We start from the raw sequence: 18,405 nt of genomic DNA on the forward strand, positions 1-18,405 counted from the left end.
ACCCTGGTTATACCAAAAAAACTTCTACCCGTCCGTGCCCGAGCTGCCGAGCATCTTTTCGACCCGTTGCCGCATGCGCGCGACGTGCGAACCCTCCCAGTACACTTGCAGACATCCCTGGCATTCGTAGAAGCGGTCATACACCATCCGGCTATGCAGCGGCACGCGGTGTTCGACATCACGCTTGGCCACAGCCTGCAGCAGGCCATTGCAGTTGAGGCAGCGACTGAACGCTTGCGCCGAGCGCGCCAGTTCGAGGCGGGTCAGCACTTCAGCCAATTGTTCTTCGCAGCCGACCGAGTGCAAATAACAGCCATGCACAATTTCCTTCCTGATCAGCAGGTCACGGTCGCGCGTCAGCACCACCCGGTGTTCGCCGGCAGCGATGCGCGCCACCTCCGCATCGCTGTAATCGTTACGATAGAGGACATCGAAGCCCAGCATTCGAAGGTTGCGCGCAAGCTGACCAAGATGGGCATCGGCGATAAACCGCGCTGGCCTCGTGTGCGGTGGACGCAGGAGAACCAGTGGGCTTACGTCAATGGTATTGAATGCGGGATAGACACTGACGAATTCACCATCCGCAAGCCGATGTGCAAAGTCGACCGAGAGACCGTCGACAAGAATAAGCTCCACTTCGGTGTGCGGCACGCCAAGTGCCTCGATCATATGTTTGACACTCGCGTCGCGCGAGCAGGTCTGGCTGAAGATTCTCGACCGCTGCCACGGCGCAAGAAAATCGTTCAGTTCGGCGTAGAACCGAAAATGCACCGTTGTCACCGGCGGCCACCCGATGTGGGTCCCGGGTGCGGGCGGCGTCGACTGTTTGACCGGCACACCGGAGACATTGGAAGTATCCCGGACGGCCTTGCTGTTGAGCTTGAAGTTGAGTTTGAGTTCGTCATGTTCATGATGGTCCACTTTCATTCTATGGTGCATTCACCTGAATTCAAGTGTTGCCACGCCGCAGCCTCCCTATCCTCGGAAATGCATGAATACTTCGTACTGACGCCTGCGAAACTTTGACGCGAATCAATGGCGAGCGTATCCGTTCCGGCATTCGATTATTCATCCTGTCTAATTCCCGGAGGCGCTGCGACAGCCTCATTGCGTCCGTGCGAAAGAGAGTCCCATGTCCTATAAAACCATCCTTGTCCATGTCGACGAGTCGACACGGGCGGGAGAACGCATCAAACTTGCGGCCGCTGTTGCCATGACGGAAAACGCTCACCTTATAGGAACCGCGATGACCGGCGCATCGCGGTTTCTGGTGCAGGCGCGCCTGCTGGCGGAGCTTGACCCGAACTTGCGGACGCACCTCGATTTTCTGCGTGAGCGCGCACGGCGGGGACTAGAGGACTTTGACGCTACGGTGCAAAAACTTGGCCTTGCGTCATTTGAGAAACGCCTGGTCGATGACGAAGCTGGCGGCGGCATTTGCCTGCAGGCACGTTATGCAGACCTTGTTGTGATTGGCCAGAATGATCCAGGTGAAGTGTCGCCGGTGGTGATGCCGGATTTTCCACAGTACGTAGTATTAAATTCATCCCGCCCCGTGCTGATCGTGCCGCATGCCGGGCGTTTCGAGAATATCGGAAACCGGGTGTTGATCGCCTGGGATGCAAGCATGGAAGCAGCTCGCGCCGTGTCCGCCGCTCTGCCCTTGCTGAAGCGGGCGCAACATATCGATGTTGTGATATTCCGGACAGGAGCCGCAAGCGCGCACAGCGTACCTGCGGGAAGTGAAATCGCCCAGTACCTGAAGCGGCACGGCGTTCGCATCGAGACCCTGCAACGCAATGCTATGTCGCCAGTCGGCGAGTCGCTTCGTTCTCTGGCGCTCGAAGCGGGCGCCGACCTCATCATCATGGGCGGATACGGACATGCCCGCTTTCGGGAATGGGTGCTTGGTGAAGTGACACGCAGCATGCTGGAAGCGATGCCCGTACCGGTCCTGATGTCGCATTGAAGCTTTAACGCATTAACGCATTGACGCGTCAATGCCGCGCTGGTCTACCGGTGTAAGGATATTTGGTGCCCGGGGCGGCTTTGGTTCGTTAGTGTTTGTTTTTGCAGTGATCTGGTATTGCAGTGCCCCTGCGGTTTGCCGCTTCGGCGACCACGCACTGTCTTTTTCGGAGAGGACAATGGAAACAATTGCCGGTGTCGACGCGACACTGCTGGCGCGCATACAGTTTGCCTTTACGATCAGTTTCCATATCATCTTTCCCGCGTTTTCGATTGGCCTTTCCGCTTTCATCGCCACCCTGGAAATTCTCTGGCTACGCAGCGGCCAGCCTCATTTCCATTTGCTGGCGCGCTTCTGGACCAAGATCTTTGCCGTCTCGTTTGCCATGGGCGTCGTTTCCGGCATCGTCCTGTCCTATCAGATCGGCACTAACTGGAGCCGCTATTCGGAAGTGGTCGGCAATACGATAGGTCCCTTGTTCGGTTATGAGGTCCTTACCGCATTCTTCCTTGAGGCCAGTTTTCTCGGCGCGATGCTGTTCGGCTGGAACCGGTTGCCGCCGTGGATGCATACCCTGGCATCGGTGATTGTCGCTGCCGGAACCGCCCTTTCCGGCTTCTGGATCCTCGCAGCCAATAGCTGGATGCATACACCCGCCGGTTTCGCGGTGCGCGACGGCATTACCTATCCGGTCGACTGGATGCAAATCATCTTCAATCCCAGTTTTCCCTACCGGTTTACCCACATGATGATTGCGACCTACCTGACGACCTCGCTGGTCGTGCTGGCGACCGGTGCACGTTATGTGCTGGCCGCCCGCTTCGAGCGTGAAGCGCGCACGATGATACGCATGGGTCTCGGCATGGTGGCGGTGCTCGCACCGCTGCAACTCATCGTCGGCGATTTCCATGGCCTCAATACCCTGAAGCATCAGCCGGCAAAAATCGCCGCCATCGAAGCTCACTGGGATGGTTCCAAACCTGCGCCGTTTGTCATCTTTGCCTGGCCGGATGCCCAGGCCGAACGTAATCATTGGGAAGTATCGCTGCCCAACGTCGGCAGTCTTGTGCTTACCCATGAATGGGACGGCAAGTTTCCCGGACTGCTGGAATTCAAACCGGAGAACCGGCCGCCGATCATTCCGGTGTTCTTCATGTTTCGCCTGATGGTGGGCATCGGCTTGCTGATGATCGCGATTGGTTTCACTGGCGCCTTCCTGTGGTGGCGCAAGCGGTTGTTTGTGACTGACTGGTATTTGCGCGCAGTGGGCCGATGCTGGCCACTGGGTTTCGTTGCGATCCTGGCAGGCTGGATGGTCACCGAGATCGGCCGCCAGCCCTGGGTTGTCTTTGGCGTACTGCGTACTGCGGACGCGACTTCACCGATCGCGGCATCAACTGTTGCGATCTCCCTGGCAATGTTCGTGCTGGTGTACTGCGTGGTGTTTTCTGTCGGCATACGCTATATCCACCGCATGCTGGTCAAGGGTCCGCAAGTCGATCCGCGCGAAGCCGAAGCCTTGCCGAACCGGCCGCTGTCTGCGGTGCAACGCACGGAAGGGGGAACGGAATGAGCGACGATATGCTTCCTGTCATCTGGGCACTGATCATCGGCTTGTCGGTGGCGCTTTATGTCGTGCTTGACGGCGTGGATCTGGGGATCGGCATCCTGTTTCCTTTTCTCAAGGATGAAGCGGAGCGGGACCTTGCGATGAACTCGGTGGCGCCTTACTGGGACGGCAATGAAACATGGCTGGTGATGGGCGGCGTCGGCCTCTGGGTGGCTTTTCCGAAAGCGTATGCCATCATTCTTCCCGCAGTCTATCTGCCGGTCATCGTGATGCTGCTCGCACTGATCTTTCGCGGCGTCGCCTTCGAATTCCGCTGGGTGGCGAAGCCTACGCATCATCACTGGGATCTATCTTTTACGGCCGGGTCGATACTGGCAACATTTTCCCAGGGTGTGGTGCTGGGCGCCCTGCTTCAGGAAATTCGCGTACAGGACGGCCAGTTCGCCGGCGGCGCACTGGATTGGCTGAGTCCCTTCAGCCTGATGTGCGGGTTGGCATTGGTAGCGGGTTATGGATTGCTGGGCGCGACCTGGCTGATGATGAAAACCGGCGGTGCGGTCGCCGATCACGCACGCCGCCTTGGTGAACTGCTGTTGTTTGCCATGCTGGCCTTTATCGCGGTGGTCAGCCTGTGGACGCCCTTGCAGATCGACAGGATTGCGCAACGCTGGTTCAGCCTTCCCAACCTGTACCTGCTGGCGCCGATACCGATCGCGACGGCCATCCTCGCGTGGCTTTGCTGGCACGGCATGCGCCGGCATCGCGATGTATTGCCGTTCGCCTGCGCGACGGGAATGTTCCTGCTCGCTTATCTGGGCCTGGTGATCTCCAATGCGCCTTACCTGGTGCCGCCGTCGCTGACCATCTGGCAGGCGGCGGCGGACCCTTCGTCGCAGTTCTTCTTCCTGGTCGGCGCTGCGGTCCTGCTGCCCATGGTGCTCGGCTATACGGTATTCGTGTTCTGGTTGTTTCGAGGGCGGCTGCAACCCGGCGAGGGGTATCACTGAGCCGGTCAGCGAATACGCGATTCAGCGACGGAGCGACTAATACCAATCCCAACCCATCACTTCAGAATTCTTCCCAGTCACTGCCAGCAACCGGCGACAGGTTCGCGACCCGCTGCGCACGTGGTGTGGGAGCGACTACCGCCTTCAGTGCCGGTTTGCGCATCAGCGGCACAATAGGCACAATGTTTGCGCTTGCCGCGGGCGTGTTTGCGGTGAGCTTGAACACGCTGACCACATGCGACAGGCCGACCGCCTGATCCTGCAGGGAGGCTGCCGCAGCAGCCGCTTCCTCAACCAGTGCGGCGTTTTGCTGGGTTACTTCATCCATCTGCGTAATCGCCTGATTAACCTGTTCAATACCGTCGGTCTGCTCTTTGCTGGCGACAGAAATTTCACCCATGATGTGGGTCACGCGACCGACGCTGTCGACGATTTCCTGCATCGTGGCGCCTGCCTGGTCCACCAGCTTTGCGCCGAGGTCTACCTTTTCCACCGAGTCGTCGATCAATGCCTTGATTTCCCGGGCGGCGGCGGCGGACCGCTGCGCAAGCTGACGCACTTTGGTCGCGACAACCGCGAATCCCTTGCCCTGTTCGCCGGCACGGGCGGCTTCCACAGCGGCATTCAGCGCCAGGATATTGGTCTGGAAAGCGATACTGTCGATCACGCCGATGATGTCGACGATCTTCCTGGCCGACGTATTGATCGAACCCATGGTATCGACCACCTGCGATACGACCGCGCCGCCTTTGATGGCCACTTCCGAGGCTGACACGGCGAGCGAGTTGGCCTGTTGCGCACTGTCGGCATTCTGCCGCACGGTCGAGGTCAGTTCTTCCATCGAGGAGGCGGTTTCTTCCAGCGACGCAGCCTGGGTTTCAGTCCGTGCCGACAAGTCGAGATTGCCCGAGGCAATCTGGCTGGACGCCGTTGCGATGGTCTCGGTGCCGCCGCGCACTTCGGTCACGATGCGCACCAGGCTTTGATTCATTTCCTTTAATGCCTGCAGCAATTGCCCGGTCTCGTCGGACGAAGTGACGACAATGTCCTTGGTCAGATCACCGGCGGCGACACGTCTCGCCACATCCACCGCATCAGCCAGCGGGCGTGCGATGGCGCGCACCAGCCAGACGCAGATGCAGGTACCCAGCAGGACCGCGAACACCATGCCGGAAAGGCAGGCGTTACGCACCCAGACATAGATTTCCTGGTTTTTTTCATAGTCCTTTTTTGCGGCCTGCTCCTGGTATTGCATGAAGGTGTTGGCAGCCTCGGTCATCGCCTTCATCTGCTCGGCCATCGGGCCGCGCATCAAGCGCGTTGCCTGCGCGATGTCATTCGCACGCAAAGCCGAGGTGGCCGGTTTCAGGCCTTGCTCGACATAGGTCTTGCGGCTGCTCACGAAGCGATCGGCCAGTGCCTGCTCGTCGGGCGTGATGGTGTCCTTCATGTCCTGCATCAGCGTGTTCCAGCCGGCGCTGATTTCTTGAATGCGACTGTCAACCGCGTCCATTTCGGCAGCGATTGCTGTTGGCTCCGAGCTCAGTGCCTGTGCCACGGCAAAATGGTTTTGATCGATCATCCGTACCAGGCGATCAAGACGGGCCAGCGGCACAAGGCGATGTTCATAATTACTCTCCAGGCCCTGATTGGCGATGAGCAGGCTGCCCAGGCCGATCACCGCGCCGGAAATACACATCAGGGAAAGGAATGCGACAACAAAGATGAGGCGGGACTTGATGGACAGATTGCGTAACATGGCTTTCCCTGTAAGGAACCGCGCGGTCTGCCAGCATGGCGACGCATCGTTTCGGTTCAATGTACGAGGAAAGCAGGATAGGCAGGCGAAACGTTAAAAACCTTGATCTCGGTCAACATTTCAATGAAGCAACAACAGGGAAGCCAGGGAAACAGCGAGCGCCCTTTGCAATAGTGCCAAAGACGTTGCGGGGAACAACTGCAGGACCGGAAAAAAGAGAAGGGAGAAGCTTGTTACGTCGGTCACTGCGAGAGGACCGACGTGCACGCGCCATGCATCATTGCCTGAAGACGATCGATTCAGCAGCCGGCAAGCGTCGCATGCCGGGGCTCCTGCCTTGCATCAGCCTGCGATGCTGTCACAGTGCTGGTGCAAGGCGAAATCGTCCTTAGTGGAAGCTGGGCTGGTTTGGCTGAGGCGCGTCGGCAGCCGGCTTCGGTTTGCCTTGTGCGTCGCTCAAGCGGTACTTGGTGCGACGATCACCCATCAGGTCGCGCAGTTCGCGAATGCTCATACCCGTGGTTTCATGCATACGGATCAGTAGCGAAGCGCCGATCGGCAGACGACGGTGACGGATCTTGCTGATTACCGGCGGCGCAACTTCCAGCATGCGGGAAAGAGCAGCGTCGTTCTTGAGGTTCATCTTTTCGAGCAGAGTGTCGAGCAGTCGATTGGGATCGTAGCTTTCTTGTCCTGCCAGCGCGTGTTCAGTCATGATTTACTCCTGTAGTAAATGTTGTAACCGATCGTACTCGGGTGTAACAAATGACAACTTGACCCTGATTAAGTTTCCTGCTGCGGCACGATTTCACAGAGATTTTCTGGCCTTCTGCGACAGCGCAAATTTCCATTTAAAAAATTTGTCTCCTGCACTCTTCGTTTCTTTTAGGGCAAGACAGTTCCCGAAATCATGCAGATTCATGCCGACTAAATATTCCCATGCGGAATGCCGATGCCTTGCCTGTATTGTTTTCAACTGCGCTTGGAACATTTACACGAGCAAATTGCCAAAAGAACTATCAGCTCAACAAATCCCTCCATTTCGATACGGGCACAGGATTTGCACTAGCTCTCTCAAGCTTCAAACATCGACTGACGGGTCTGTCCTTTACCTGTGAAAGGAAATCGTTATGCAGTACGAGACCATTGCAGACGACCGCATGCCGGAAAAACGAAGAATGACAGAGCAGTGGAGTGTCCGTAACCGTACTCCCCTCTTCATGTTTGCGTGTCAGCACTCTAGGCTGGCAGGAATCCTGCAATGCCGGAAAAGCCCTGGTGATGATAGAGCCATCAGGCAACTATAACGGCGTGCGCCTGGATATCTTGACCAGGTCAGGCACAACGATGAGCGACAGACCGAAGTTGGCAAACGAAACGCATCAACCTCCTTAGCATCAGTTTGTCTGCACAGTAAAGCGGACAGGCAAGCGTAAGCGCTTATGCCGCTACGGTGCGGTCCAGATGTAAGGCTTGATCTTTGTTTAAAGGCAGGAGAACAGGTAATGAGATTCGAGCAGCAAGAGACATTGGTGATCTACGTGTCTCCTGGCCTACACGGTAAATGGGATGTCGCAGAAAAAGGCTTTGATCAACCACTCGCTTCGTTTAATGGAAAGGAGGATGCCTATGCCTATGCCGCGGCGCTAAGGAGCGCCACACCGGGAGCCACAGCTCTGGTCGAGGACGACGATGGATTTTCGCCGCTCCCGATGCAGATCGATGGTCAACGCAACCTGGACGGGGCAAGCCGTCCGGGTGACAGCACCGGTTGACTGTCCGGCGCGGAAGCCTGCCGTAAGCAGATTCGTATGAACGCCAACAGCACCCCATCGCACGTTACTTGCATCCCGTCCTGCAGGGCTGGTCATGTGCGATCTGATTCTCGGGTTACGGGAGTGCTCACCGCGTTTGCACAGTCTTTTCGCAGCGGTCATGAGGACACAATACATCGCGTTTTCATGACGCTGAACAAACTGAAGGACGGCGCCGGTGCATGAACCAATTCATTAACAGCTAGTCTATTGAAGTAGCCAGTCTATCAACATACATAGGAGGTAAAAATGAATTTTATTATCTGGATTGTTGTCGGTGGTATTCTCGGCTGGCTCGCCAGCCTGGTGATGCGTACGGATGCCAGCCAAGGCATGTTCCTGAACATCATCGTCGGTATTGTAGGCGCACTCCTCGGCGGTTGGCTGCTCGCACCGCTGTTTGGAACCGGAACCATCAATCAGAATGACTTTAGTATCTCGTCGCTGCTTGTGTCGTTCCTTGGCGCAGTGATCCTGCTGGCCATTGTGAACCTGCTCCGTCGCGGGACGCCCCGCTAAGAGAGCTGGATAACATCAGCTCTCTGTGTCACCCGTGATTCATGCAATATGAATCATGATTAAACGGATCGCCCGGCTTGCATTCCAGCGCTGATCCGATGGCGCAGGATACTGGTCTCCCGACAGTGTCCTGCGCCACCTTCCCTCCTCTTTCTTTCCTCTTCTTCCTTCGCTCGCTTCAGCCGCAACGAACATACGCAATACAGTCCGCACAAGGCACAAGCGGCAAGCACTTACATGCCTGCCGCCTGATCATTTGCGTGATGTTACGGCGATGTGCCTAAACTCAGGACGTCGAACGCTTGCGCGCTTCTTCTTCGTACAGTTCTTTCTTCGACAACTTGCCGACCGGCGTCTTTGGCAACTCCTTGCGGATCTCGATATCCTGCACCATCTCGTGTTTTCCGAGCCTGCGCTTGAGGAAAGTCTTCAGCTCATCCAGTGTCAGATCCGGCGCGCCTTGCTTGAGCGCGATAAAGGCCTTGGGCGACTGACCGCGGTACGCATCGGGCACACCGATCACGCTGACCTCTGCCACGGAGGGATGCTCGTAAATCGCTTCTTCAATAATACGCGGGTAGACGTTGTAGCCGCCGCAGAGGATCATGTCCTTGGTGCGGTCGACGATGAAAACAAAACCGTCTTCATCCATGTAGGCGACATCGCCGGTACGAAAGAATCCGTCCTCGGTCATCGATGCCGCGGTCGCTTCCGGCCGGTTCCAGTAACCTTTCATGACGTTCGGCCCCTTGATGCACATTTCACCGCGTTCGCCCAGCGGAACTTCCTTGCGCGGATCATCGACATCCACAAACCTGAGTTCCACGCCGACTGTCGGCATGCCGCATGAGCCTACCTTCTGGATCCCATACACTGGCGTGAACGTGCCTGTGGGGGAAGTCTCGGTCATGCCCCATCCTTCCACCAGAGAGCAACCGGTCAGCCGCTGGAAGTTCTGGTTGACCTCGACGGGCAGCGGCGCACCGCCGGACCCGCAAAACTTCAGCGAACTCAGATCATAGTTACCGATATCCGGATAGTTGATGATCGCCGTGTACATCGTCGGCACACCGGGAAACACGGTGACCCTTTTCTCGGACAGATCGCGCACCACCGCCTCGACATCGAACCGGGTATGCAGAATGATTTCCGCACCCATCTGGATGCCGAACAGCATGTTCACCGTAAGCGCATAGATATGGAACAGCGGAAGTACCGCGAGCACTCTCTCCCGGCCCTCCTCCAGCACCTTTGGCTCGCCGCTGACAATTGCCTTGATCTGGCTGCAGGCGGCGGTGAGATTGGCATGCGTAAGCATGGCGCCTTTGGGAAGGCCGGTAGTGCCGCCGGTGTACTGCAGCACCGCGATGGTATCGTGCACATCGCCAATCGGATGGGTCGTAAAGTCGCCGTTGTTGTCCAGCAAGTCGGTAAAACTCAAATGCTGATCGTCTTTCCCGATCGTGGCCAGCAGCCCGGCCTTGTTCATCTGTTCCTGCACTGCCGCAGGATGAGCAGACATTTCACCAATGCTGCCAATAACGAGCTTTTGCAGACGGGTCTTGCCAAGCAGCTTTTGCATCTGCGGATACAGCACTTCCAGGTCGAGCGTGACGATGATATCGGTTCGGCTGTCACCGACCTTATGTTCTAGCACCTTTTCCGCATCCAGCGGCGAATAATTGACGACCGTGCCGCCCGCCTTCAGCACACCGAAAAAGCTGATGACGTAATGCGGCGTATTGGGCAGGAACAAACCGACATGCACACCGGGCTTGACGCCTAGCGACTGAAACCCTTTTGCGGCCTGGTTCACGAGCTGCAGCAACTCACGGTAAGTGATCTTGCGTCCCATGAATTGAATGGCATCATTCTCAGGCCATTTCGCCGCCGCCTCATCCAGCAGTTGTGGCACCGGCATGGTGGGCAGTGGCGCATCCCAGCGCACCCCGGCCGGGTAGGATTTGATCCACGGAAAGGTCATTGCTTTTGAGGTCATTGCTTTTGCTGTCATGCCTGCAGTCTCCTGAATTATCGTTTTGTAAAATGCAGATCATTCCGGTCACGATGCGCATCGCGACCGGAATGACAGGGGAAACAGCGCTTCATCCTCATTGGACGAGACGGTAAACGATCTATCGTCAAATGGCCGTCAGCCCTCCATCCACGGCGAGTTGATGGCCGGTGACGAACGACGCACTATCCGACAACAGCCAGAGCGCCGCATTGCCGATCTCTTGCGCTTCGCCGAGGCGGCCGATCGGATGGATCTTCTCGATCATCTTTTGCCGACGGGGCTCGCGTTCAATCGCACGGTCCATCATCGGTGTGCGAATCACGCCGGGGCAGACCGCATTGATGCGGATGCCGGCGCGTCCGTACTCCGCTGCAGCGGTCCTGGTCATGCCGACCACCGCATGTTTGCTGCCGGCATAGATGGGCTGAGTCGGTGCACCAACCAGGCCGGCAACCGATGCCGTATTGACGATACTGCCTCCACCCTGCTTCAGCATTTGTGCAATCTCGTGCTTCATGCACAGCCATACGCCTTTGACGTTGACATTCATGATGCGATCGAAGGTGGCTTCATCAGACTCCGCCAGCGGCTGATGCTCGATTTCGATGCCGGCGTTATTGAACGCGCAATCCAGCCTGCCGAAACGCGATACCACCGTGTCGATCATGGCCTGCACCTGCGCCGACTGCGATACGTCGGCGCGGATGAAGATTGCGTCGCCGCCGGCCTGGGCGATCAGCGACACGGTCTGTTCGCCGCCGGTGGCATCGACATCGGACACCGCGACGCGCGCACCCTCCGCCGCGAAGGACAAGGCTGCGGCACGGCCTATTCCGCTTCCGCCACCAGTGACCAGCACCGACTTGCCTGCAAATGTCTTGCCTGTCATGTTGCTCCTTATTTGTATTTCTTCAGTTCGAGCTTGCCGATCTGGTTGCGATGGACTTCATCCGGACCGTCAGCCAGACGCAGCGTGCGCGCCTGCGCATAAGAATACGCCAATCCGAAATCGCTGGTCACGCCGCCGCCGCCATGCGCCTGGATCGCCCAGTCGATCACCTGGCAAGCCATGTTCGGCGCAGCGACCTTGATCATTGCAATTTCTTTGGCGGCAACTTTGTTGCCTACCGTATCCATCATGTAAGCGGCATTGAGTACCAGGAAGCGGGCCTGGTCGATCAGGATGCGCGCGTCGGCGATACGCTCCAGTGTGACGGTTTGTTCGGCCACCGGCTTGCCGAAGGCGACACGCTTGAGCGTGCGCTTGCACATATCTTCCAGCGCGCGTTCGGCAAGGCCGATCAGGCGCATGCAGTGGTGGATGCGGCCAGGTCCCAGACGGCCTTGCGCAATTTCGAAGCCGCGACCTTCTCCGAGTAGGATGTTGGACGCCGGAACGCGAACGTTTTCAAACAGCACTTCGCCGTGACCGTGCGGAGCATCGTCATAGCCGAAGACTGGCAGGTGGCGCAGCACGGTGACGCCCGGTGTGTCGCGCGGGACGACAATCATCGATTGCTGCAGGTGGCGGTTCGGATTAGCCGGATCGGTCTTGCCCATGAAGATAAAGACCTTGCAGCGCGGGTCGTTGGCGCCGGACGACCACCATTTGCGGCCATTGATCACATACTCGTCACCGTCGCGTACGATCGACGCTTCGATATTGGTTGCATCCGACGAGGCGACTGCCGGTTCCGTCATGGCGAAGCAAGAGCGGATCTTGCCTTCCAGCAGCGGCTGCAGCCATTGCTGCTTGAGCTCTTCGCTGGCGTAGCGCTCCAGTGTTTCCATATTGCCCGTGTCAGGCGCGGAACAGTTGAATACTTCCGCCGACCACAGCGCCCGACCCATGATTTCGCACAGCGGCGCATATTCCAGGTTGGTCAGGCCGGCGCCACGATGCGATTCGGGCAGGAACAGATTCCACAGGCCTTGCGCGCGCGCTCTTTCCTTCAGCTCTTCGATCACCACGGTAGGCACCCAAGGGTTGCCCTTGTCGCGGTTGGCCTGCACTTCCGCATAGTATCGGTCTTCATTCGGATAGACATGCTCGTCCATGAAGGCGATCAGGCGTTTCTGCAAATCTTTGACTTTGGGGCTGTACTGGAAGTCCATGGCGTGCTCCTTGTAGGTTGCGCTTTGCGCGAGTTGGGTCGTTTGAATCGGTTAGATGTTGCTGTTTCTGCTGCTACTGTTTCAGTTCGATATTGCGTGCCGTTGCCAGCGCCGTCGCGCACAGGCTTTCCTCACCATTTCGCACCGAGAACACCTCGGCACTGCTGACCGTGATCAGCTTGCCTGCATTGATGACGCGTCCGCGTGCCACGAGTTTTTCGCCGTTCGCCGGTCCGACGATCTTCAAGGTACAGTCGATGCTGGCATTGATCCATCCTGGCGGAAGCAAGGTTCCAGCCGCTGCGATCGCTGCGAAATCGGCTGCGGCAAAAATGGCGGTTGCCTGCAATTGCCCCGGGCGAAAGCTGAACTGCTCGTGGTAAGGGATTTCAATTTCCACGCTCCCTGGTGCCACGCTGGAAAATTGCAAGCCCAGCGCGCGTGCCATCGGCATGGCCAGCACTGAGCGTGTCAGGGTTTCCGCATAGGCCGCGTTGGACGGCTGGTGTGTGGCTTGCATGCTGTTCTCCTTGGGTGAAGAAGCGAATCAGGGGGCAGTGCGGGTCGGGCTGCGTTCGTCGAGAATGTCACGCATGCGGGTTTCGATAGCGCCCTTGATCTTCTGGTGCGGAAGGATGTAGAAACGCCCTTCCTTCACCGCATCGAGCGTGATGCGGGCGATGTCGCTGGCGCTGATCTTGCCGGCTTGCGTTGCCTTGCGAGTCTGCTCTTCGAATCCGGCGTTGAGCGGATTGGCCTCGCCCAGCTCTGCGGGCCGGTTGCGCGCGGCATCGGCAATGCCGGTCGGCACAAAGGCCGGGCACAAGACGGAGACACCGATCGACGCCTGTTCAGCGCGCAGCTCCTGATCCAGGCATTCGGACATCGTCACGACCGCGTGCTTGGTCGCGCAATAGATTCCGCCGCCAGGCACAGACAGCAGCCCGGCTACCGAGGAAGTATTGACGATGTGGCACTCGTCTTTCTGCTGCAGCATGCGTGGGACGAAGCTGCGAATACCATGCGCCACGCCCATCACATTGATGCCGAGCATCCATTCCCAGTCCTGCGTGGTTGCGGTCCATAATGGACCGCCCACCAGCACGCCGGCATTGTTGAACAGCAGGTGTGAGGCGCCGAAACGTTCGTACGTCGCCACGGCGAGCTGCTCGACCTGATCCGCTTTGGCGACATCGCACTTCATCGCCAGCACAGGCGTGCCGGGTGGCAGCAGTTCGACCGTCCCCTGCAGATTCTTTTCATCGATATCGGTCAGTGCCAGCGACATGCCTTCGCCGGCACAGGCAATGGCCAGCTCACGCCCGAATCCGCTGGCGGCGCCAGTAATGACGGCGACTTTGATCTGAAGGTTTTTCATGTGATTCGATCCTATGGGCGCGCGAAACCGATCGGCCTTTTTTGGTGGCCGATGCCTGTCATGCGCATTGATTTACCGAGTTACCGGTTGACTGAGGGATTGCAGCCGGAGGAGGTCGGCTTGGCGGGACAGGTCACCCTGCCCCGCTGCCGTTTTATTGTGTTGCTTTGTCTCCTGCCATACTCACTTCCACCTGCTGATTCGCTGATTCGCTGATTCGCTGATTCGCTGATTCGATCAACCTAGCCGAGCAAATACCCGCCGTCGACGTTCAATGCCGTGCCCGTGGTGTAGCTGGATGCATTCGACACGAGGTAGAGCACCGCGCCGGCCATCTCGTCGGGATGCGCGACACGACGCATCGGCACGTGCGGCATCATTTTGTTAAGCACCTCGGGATTGTGCACCAGCGCCGAGGCGAACTTGGTATCGGTTGCGCCAGGCAGCAATGCATTGACCCGCACACCGGATTGCGCGCACTCCTTGGCGAATGCCTGGGTCATGGAAATCACGGCTGCCTTGGTGATCGAATAGATGCCCTGCATGTCGCCCGGGATGACGCCGTTGACCGAAGCGACGTTGACGATGCTGCCGCCGCCATTCTTTGTCATCAGCTTGATGCCATTGACCGAGCTGTAGAAGTAGCCGCGGATGTTGACGTCCAGGGTTTTCTGGAACGACGACAAGTCGGTGTCGACGATCGGGCCGAAATACGGATTGGTGGCGGCGTTATTGACCAGGATATCGAGCCGGCCATGCTTTTCCCCGATGGCGGCGAACACCGCTTCGATCTGCGCCATCTCGCCGATGTGGCAAGCCATGGCTTCAGCCGAACCGCCGGCGTCGCGGATCGCGGCGACGACCGTTTCGCAGGATTCCACCTTGCGGCTGGAGACGATCACATGGGCGCCGTAGGCAGCAAGCGTCTTCGCGATCGATTCACCGATGCCGCGGCTGGCGCCGGTAACGAGGGCGATTTTTCCGGACAGGTCGAACAGGTTTGCGTTTGTCATGCTGGTCCTAACGATAGGTAATGGTGTGAGGTTTGCCCAGCCATTCGAGATGGGCATAGCTGTTGAGGGTACTGAGGGTGACGCGGCCCGGCTGGAACAGCAGCTTGGTCACCGCGCAGTTCACCAGCGTCCAGTTGAGTTCGGCCACCTGCTTGTCCTGCAAGCCAAGCACATGCTGGCAGATGGTGGAAATCGTGCCACCCGACGTAAATACAATGATGCTCTGCGACTTTTCCGCGCCATCCATCACGCGACGCAATGCGCCGACGCAGCGCTGCTTGAATGCCGGCCAGGGTTCGCGATATTCACGGTCGTACTCGCCGCTCATCCAGCGCGACATCGATACCTGGAAGATATCCTGGAAGGCGTATTTAGCTTTTGGGCTGGAGGTAAGGAAGCGCTTCACCTCGTCCGGGTCGTCAAAATCCGGCCGGTGGCGCACCATGATCTCGTGGTGGTCATATTCATTGAAATCAGGATCGGTCAGCCATTCAGTATTGACTCGATGAGATTTCGGCAATACCGCGAGGCAGGCGTCGGCAGTCTGGCGATGGCGCTTCATGCCGCCGGTAACAACACAATCGAAGGTCTGATGGGTACTGGCGAACCATTCGCCCAGCAAGCGGGCCTGCTCGTGGCCCAGCTCGGACAACTGGTCGTAGTTCGCACTACCGAATGAAGCTTGTCCATGGCGGACGAGGTAGATCTGTCCCATTGCGTACTTCCCTTGGCTAACCGCCTGAATAGCGGGTTGTGAAGAGCATATCGCTACGGTTAGAATCTATCAAATGAATAGTTATTATCACCATCCATAAATTCCATGCATATATCCCGGGTCGACCTCAACCTGTTCATCGTCTTCGATGCGATCTATACCGAAGGCAGCGTGACACGTGCGAGCCAGAAGCTGAACCTTACGCAACCGGCGATCAGCCATGCACTGGGCAGGCTGCGTCAGATGTTTGACGATCCTTTATTCGTGCGTCAGGGGCATACGATGGTGTCCACCCCGCTGGCACGGACCATCATCGATCCAATCCGCAGGTCGCTGCGGGGCCTGGAAGTCACCTTGAACGGCGTGCATAGTTTCGAACCGGCAACCGCGCACAAGCGCTTCAACATCGCCTTGCGCGATGTGCTGGAAGCGACCATCCTGCCTCCGCTGATGCTGCGCATGCGCGATAGCGCGCCAATGGTGGATCTTGCTGCCAGCCATGTCGAACGACGTGAACTGGAAACCGAACTGGCCGCCGGCACGCTGGACGGCGCAATCGATGTCTTGCTGCCGCTATCGAGCGACATCATGCATACCCGCATCTATAGCGATGCAACGGTGGTGGTCGCGCGCAAGGGCCATCCCGACATCGACGGCGCGCTCGACATCGATACCTACATGAAGCAGGACCATATCCTCGCAAGCTCGCGTCGCCGTGGCCCCGGACTGGAGGATTTCGAACTGAGCCGGATCGGCCTGGAGCGGCATATCCGGCTGCGCTGCCAGCATTATTTTGCCGCTTGCCGTGTGGTCAGCCAGACCGACATGGTACTGACCATGCCCGGCCGCTATGCGCATATCGCGAACCGGCAGTTTGACAATCAGATCCTGCCGTTTCCTGTTGAAGTACCGGCCTTCGATGTGTTTCTGTACTGGCATGCCAATGTCGACAAGGACCCTGCCAACATCTGGTTCCGCGAACAGGTGATGCAGTCGGTTCACGACTGAGCGCGTGTTAGCCGCATCAGGTTGAAGCTGCCTTTCAGCCTTAGCGCGGACCAATCATTTCTTCTGCCCTCACCCATTTGTCAAAATCCTGCTCGCTCACAAAGCCGAGCGTCAACGCGGCTTCTTTGAGCGTCGTGCCATCATGATGCGCACGCTTGGCGATCTGGGCAGCCTTGTCGTAGCCGATATGCGGCGCCAATGCGGTCACCAGCATCAGCGAGCGCCCCATCAATTCCGAGATACGATCGCGGTTGGCTTCGATGCCACGCGCGCAATGCTCTTCAAAGCTCAGCATGCCATCCGCGAGCAGGCGTACGCTCTGCAGGAAGTTATGCGCGATCATTGGCTTGAAAACGTTCAATTCAAAATTGCCGGATGCACCGCCAAAATTGATCGCGACGTCGTTGCCAAACACCTGGCAACACAACATGGTCATCGCTTCGCATTGTGTGGGATTAACCTTGCCCGGCATGATGGAGCTGCCGGGTTCGTTTTCCGGAATGGTGATTTCACCGAGTCCCGAGCGTGGTCCGGAAGCAAGCCAGCGTACATCATTGGCGATCTTCATCAATGCAGCGGCCAGGGTCTTGAAGGCACCGTGCGCGGCAAGCATCGCTTCGTGCCCAGCCAGTGCGGCAAACTTGTTGGACGCGCTCTTGAACGGCAATTTGAGTTCGCGCGATAGTTCGGCAGCGACGCGGTCGCCGAATTCACGATGGGTATTGAGCCCGGTTCCGACCGCCGTACCGCCCACGGCAAGTTCGCACAAGGCCGGCAACATCGACGATACGAACGCTTGCGCATGATCCAGTTGAGCAACATAACCGGAAAATTCCTGGCCCAGCGTCAATGGCGTCGCATCCTGCAAATGCGTACGCCCGATTTTGACGATGTCGTCGAACGATGAAGATTTGCTCGCGAGTGTGGAGCGCAACTGTTCGAGCGCCGGCACCAGTGTCGACGCAACAGTCGATGCCGCTGCAACATGCATGGCGGTGGGAAAGATATCGTTCGACGACTGTCCCATGTTGACGTCATCGTTCGGATGCACCAGGCGTTCCTGCCCGCGTTTGCCGCCTAACAATTCGGATGCGCGATTGGCAAGCACCTCGTTCATGTTCATGTTGCTCTGGGTACCGGATCCGGTCTGCCATACCGACAATGGAAATTCCTGATCATGCCGGCCTGCAATCACCTCATCGGCTGCTTCGATGATCGCTTCCGCCTTTTTTGCATCAAGCTGGCCGAGGTCGCGATTGACGACGGCGCAAGCGCGCTTGACCTGCGCCAGTGCCAGCACGAGACTGGACGGCATCCTTTCGGTGGATATATGGAAATGATGCAGCGAGCGCTGCGTCTGCGCACCCCATAGCCGGTCGGCCGGAACATCGATCGGGCCAAAGGTATCGCGTTCGGTTCGCGTATCGGTCATGCTTGCTCTCCATTAAAGGTCTTGTTTCGATCCCTGTAGGGGCAACCCTGTTCCCACAGCGCCAAAATATCCCAAGGTGATATTTTCTT

17 protein-coding genes are annotated in these 18,405 nt (G+C 57.8%); 6 read left to right on the forward strand and 11 right to left on the reverse strand.

What is annotated here, in order from left to right; translation table 11 throughout:
* Positions 1-24: 24 nt before the first annotated feature.
* Positions 25-927 carry a Mut7-C RNAse domain-containing protein gene (locus ASE07_RS22000; protein ID WP_082584378.1) on the reverse strand — a complete coding sequence of 301 codons (903 nt, stop codon included), beginning with the start codon at positions 925-927 and terminating at the stop codon, positions 25-27.
* A gap of 205 nt (positions 928-1,132) precedes the next feature.
* On the opposite strand from ASE07_RS22000, the gene ASE07_RS22005 reads away from it, so the two are divergent.
* From ASE07_RS22005 to cydB, 3 genes are all read left to right on the forward strand, one after another.
* Positions 1,133-1,969: a universal stress protein gene (locus ASE07_RS22005; RefSeq protein ID WP_057292966.1), complete on the forward strand. Its 837-nt coding sequence runs from the start codon at positions 1,133-1,135 to the stop codon at positions 1,967-1,969.
* A 178-nt stretch (positions 1,970-2,147) separates the two neighbouring features.
* Complete coding sequence (locus tag ASE07_RS22010) at positions 2,148-3,542, forward strand: cytochrome ubiquinol oxidase subunit I (RefSeq protein ID WP_057292967.1); 1,395 nt, start codon at positions 2,148-2,150, stop codon at positions 3,540-3,542.
* Positions 3,539-4,546, forward strand: a complete 1,008-nt coding sequence (cydB, locus tag ASE07_RS22015; RefSeq protein ID WP_057292968.1) for a cytochrome d ubiquinol oxidase subunit II — start codon at positions 3,539-3,541, stop codon at positions 4,544-4,546. The genes ASE07_RS22010 and cydB overlap by 4 nt, the downstream gene beginning before the upstream one ends.
* A 61-nt stretch (positions 4,547-4,607) precedes the next feature.
* On the opposite strand, the gene ASE07_RS30520 is transcribed toward cydB, so the two are convergent.
* Complete coding sequence (locus tag ASE07_RS30520) at positions 4,608-6,305, reverse strand: methyl-accepting chemotaxis protein (RefSeq protein ID WP_057292969.1); 1,698 nt, start codon at positions 6,303-6,305, stop codon at positions 4,608-4,610.
* 388 nt (positions 6,306-6,693) lie between these two features.
* The gene (locus ASE07_RS22025; RefSeq protein WP_057292970.1) at positions 6,694-7,020 is read right to left on the reverse strand and encodes a hypothetical protein; all 327 of its coding nucleotides are present in this window, start codon (positions 7,018-7,020) and stop codon (positions 6,694-6,696) included.
* A gap of 790 nt (positions 7,021-7,810) precedes the next feature.
* Here ASE07_RS22025 and ASE07_RS22035 point away from each other — a divergent pair.
* Both ASE07_RS22035 and ASE07_RS22040 read left to right on the forward strand, forming a co-directional pair.
* Positions 7,811-8,080: a DUF2188 domain-containing protein gene (locus tag ASE07_RS22035; protein WP_057292972.1), complete on the forward strand. Its 270-nt coding sequence runs from the start codon at positions 7,811-7,813 to the stop codon at positions 8,078-8,080.
* Between the two features lie 288 nt (positions 8,081-8,368).
* Positions 8,369-8,638 carry a GlsB/YeaQ/YmgE family stress response membrane protein gene (locus ASE07_RS22040; protein WP_057292973.1) on the forward strand — a complete coding sequence of 90 codons (270 nt, stop codon included), beginning with the start codon at positions 8,369-8,371 and terminating at the stop codon, positions 8,636-8,638.
* A gap of 286 nt (positions 8,639-8,924) precedes the next feature.
* On the opposite strand, the gene ASE07_RS22045 is transcribed toward ASE07_RS22040, so the two are convergent.
* The 7 genes from ASE07_RS22045 to ASE07_RS22075 form a co-directional block, all read right to left on the reverse strand.
* On the reverse strand, positions 8,925-10,652 hold the full coding sequence (locus ASE07_RS22045) for a long-chain-fatty-acid--CoA ligase (RefSeq protein ID WP_057292974.1): 1,728 nt from the start codon (positions 10,650-10,652) through the stop codon (positions 8,925-8,927).
* Positions 10,653-10,779: 127 nt separating this feature from the next.
* Positions 10,780-11,544, reverse strand: a complete 765-nt coding sequence (locus tag ASE07_RS22050; RefSeq protein WP_057292975.1) for an SDR family oxidoreductase — start codon at positions 11,542-11,544, stop codon at positions 10,780-10,782.
* 8 nt (positions 11,545-11,552) lie between these two features.
* Positions 11,553-12,770 (reverse strand): acyl-CoA dehydrogenase family protein, encoded by a 1,218-nt coding sequence (locus ASE07_RS22055; protein ID WP_057292976.1) that lies wholly within the window; start codon positions 12,768-12,770, stop codon positions 11,553-11,555.
* A 73-nt stretch (positions 12,771-12,843) separates the two neighbouring features.
* Positions 12,844-13,290 carry a PaaI family thioesterase gene (locus tag ASE07_RS22060; RefSeq protein ID WP_057292977.1) on the reverse strand — a complete coding sequence of 149 codons (447 nt, stop codon included), beginning with the start codon at positions 13,288-13,290 and terminating at the stop codon, positions 12,844-12,846.
* A gap of 27 nt (positions 13,291-13,317) precedes the next feature.
* Entirely contained in the window at positions 13,318-14,148 is an 831-nt protein-coding gene (locus ASE07_RS22065) for an SDR family NAD(P)-dependent oxidoreductase (RefSeq protein ID WP_057292978.1), read from the reverse strand.
* A 242-nt stretch (positions 14,149-14,390) separates the two neighbouring features.
* Positions 14,391-15,161 (reverse strand): SDR family oxidoreductase, encoded by a 771-nt coding sequence (locus ASE07_RS22070; RefSeq protein WP_057292979.1) that lies wholly within the window; start codon positions 15,159-15,161, stop codon positions 14,391-14,393.
* 7 nt (positions 15,162-15,168) lie between these two features.
* The gene (locus tag ASE07_RS22075; protein ID WP_057292980.1) at positions 15,169-15,876 is read right to left on the reverse strand and encodes a histidine phosphatase family protein; all 708 of its coding nucleotides are present in this window, start codon (positions 15,874-15,876) and stop codon (positions 15,169-15,171) included.
* A gap of 105 nt (positions 15,877-15,981) precedes the next feature.
* On the opposite strand from ASE07_RS22075, the gene ASE07_RS22080 reads away from it, so the two are divergent.
* Positions 15,982-16,884 carry a LysR family transcriptional regulator gene (locus ASE07_RS22080; protein WP_057292981.1) on the forward strand — a complete coding sequence of 301 codons (903 nt, stop codon included), beginning with the start codon at positions 15,982-15,984 and terminating at the stop codon, positions 16,882-16,884.
* Between the two features lie 40 nt (positions 16,885-16,924).
* Here ASE07_RS22080 and fumC read toward each other — a convergent pair whose 3' ends face one another.
* Complete coding sequence (fumC, locus tag ASE07_RS22085; protein WP_057292982.1) at positions 16,925-18,316, reverse strand: class II fumarate hydratase; 1,392 nt, start codon at positions 18,314-18,316, stop codon at positions 16,925-16,927.
* Between the last annotated feature and the right edge of the window lie 89 nt (positions 18,317-18,405).

The organism is Noviherbaspirillum sp. Root189, from assembly GCF_001428545.1.
GTDB lineage: Bacteria > Pseudomonadota > Gammaproteobacteria > Burkholderiales > Burkholderiaceae_D > Noviherbaspirillum.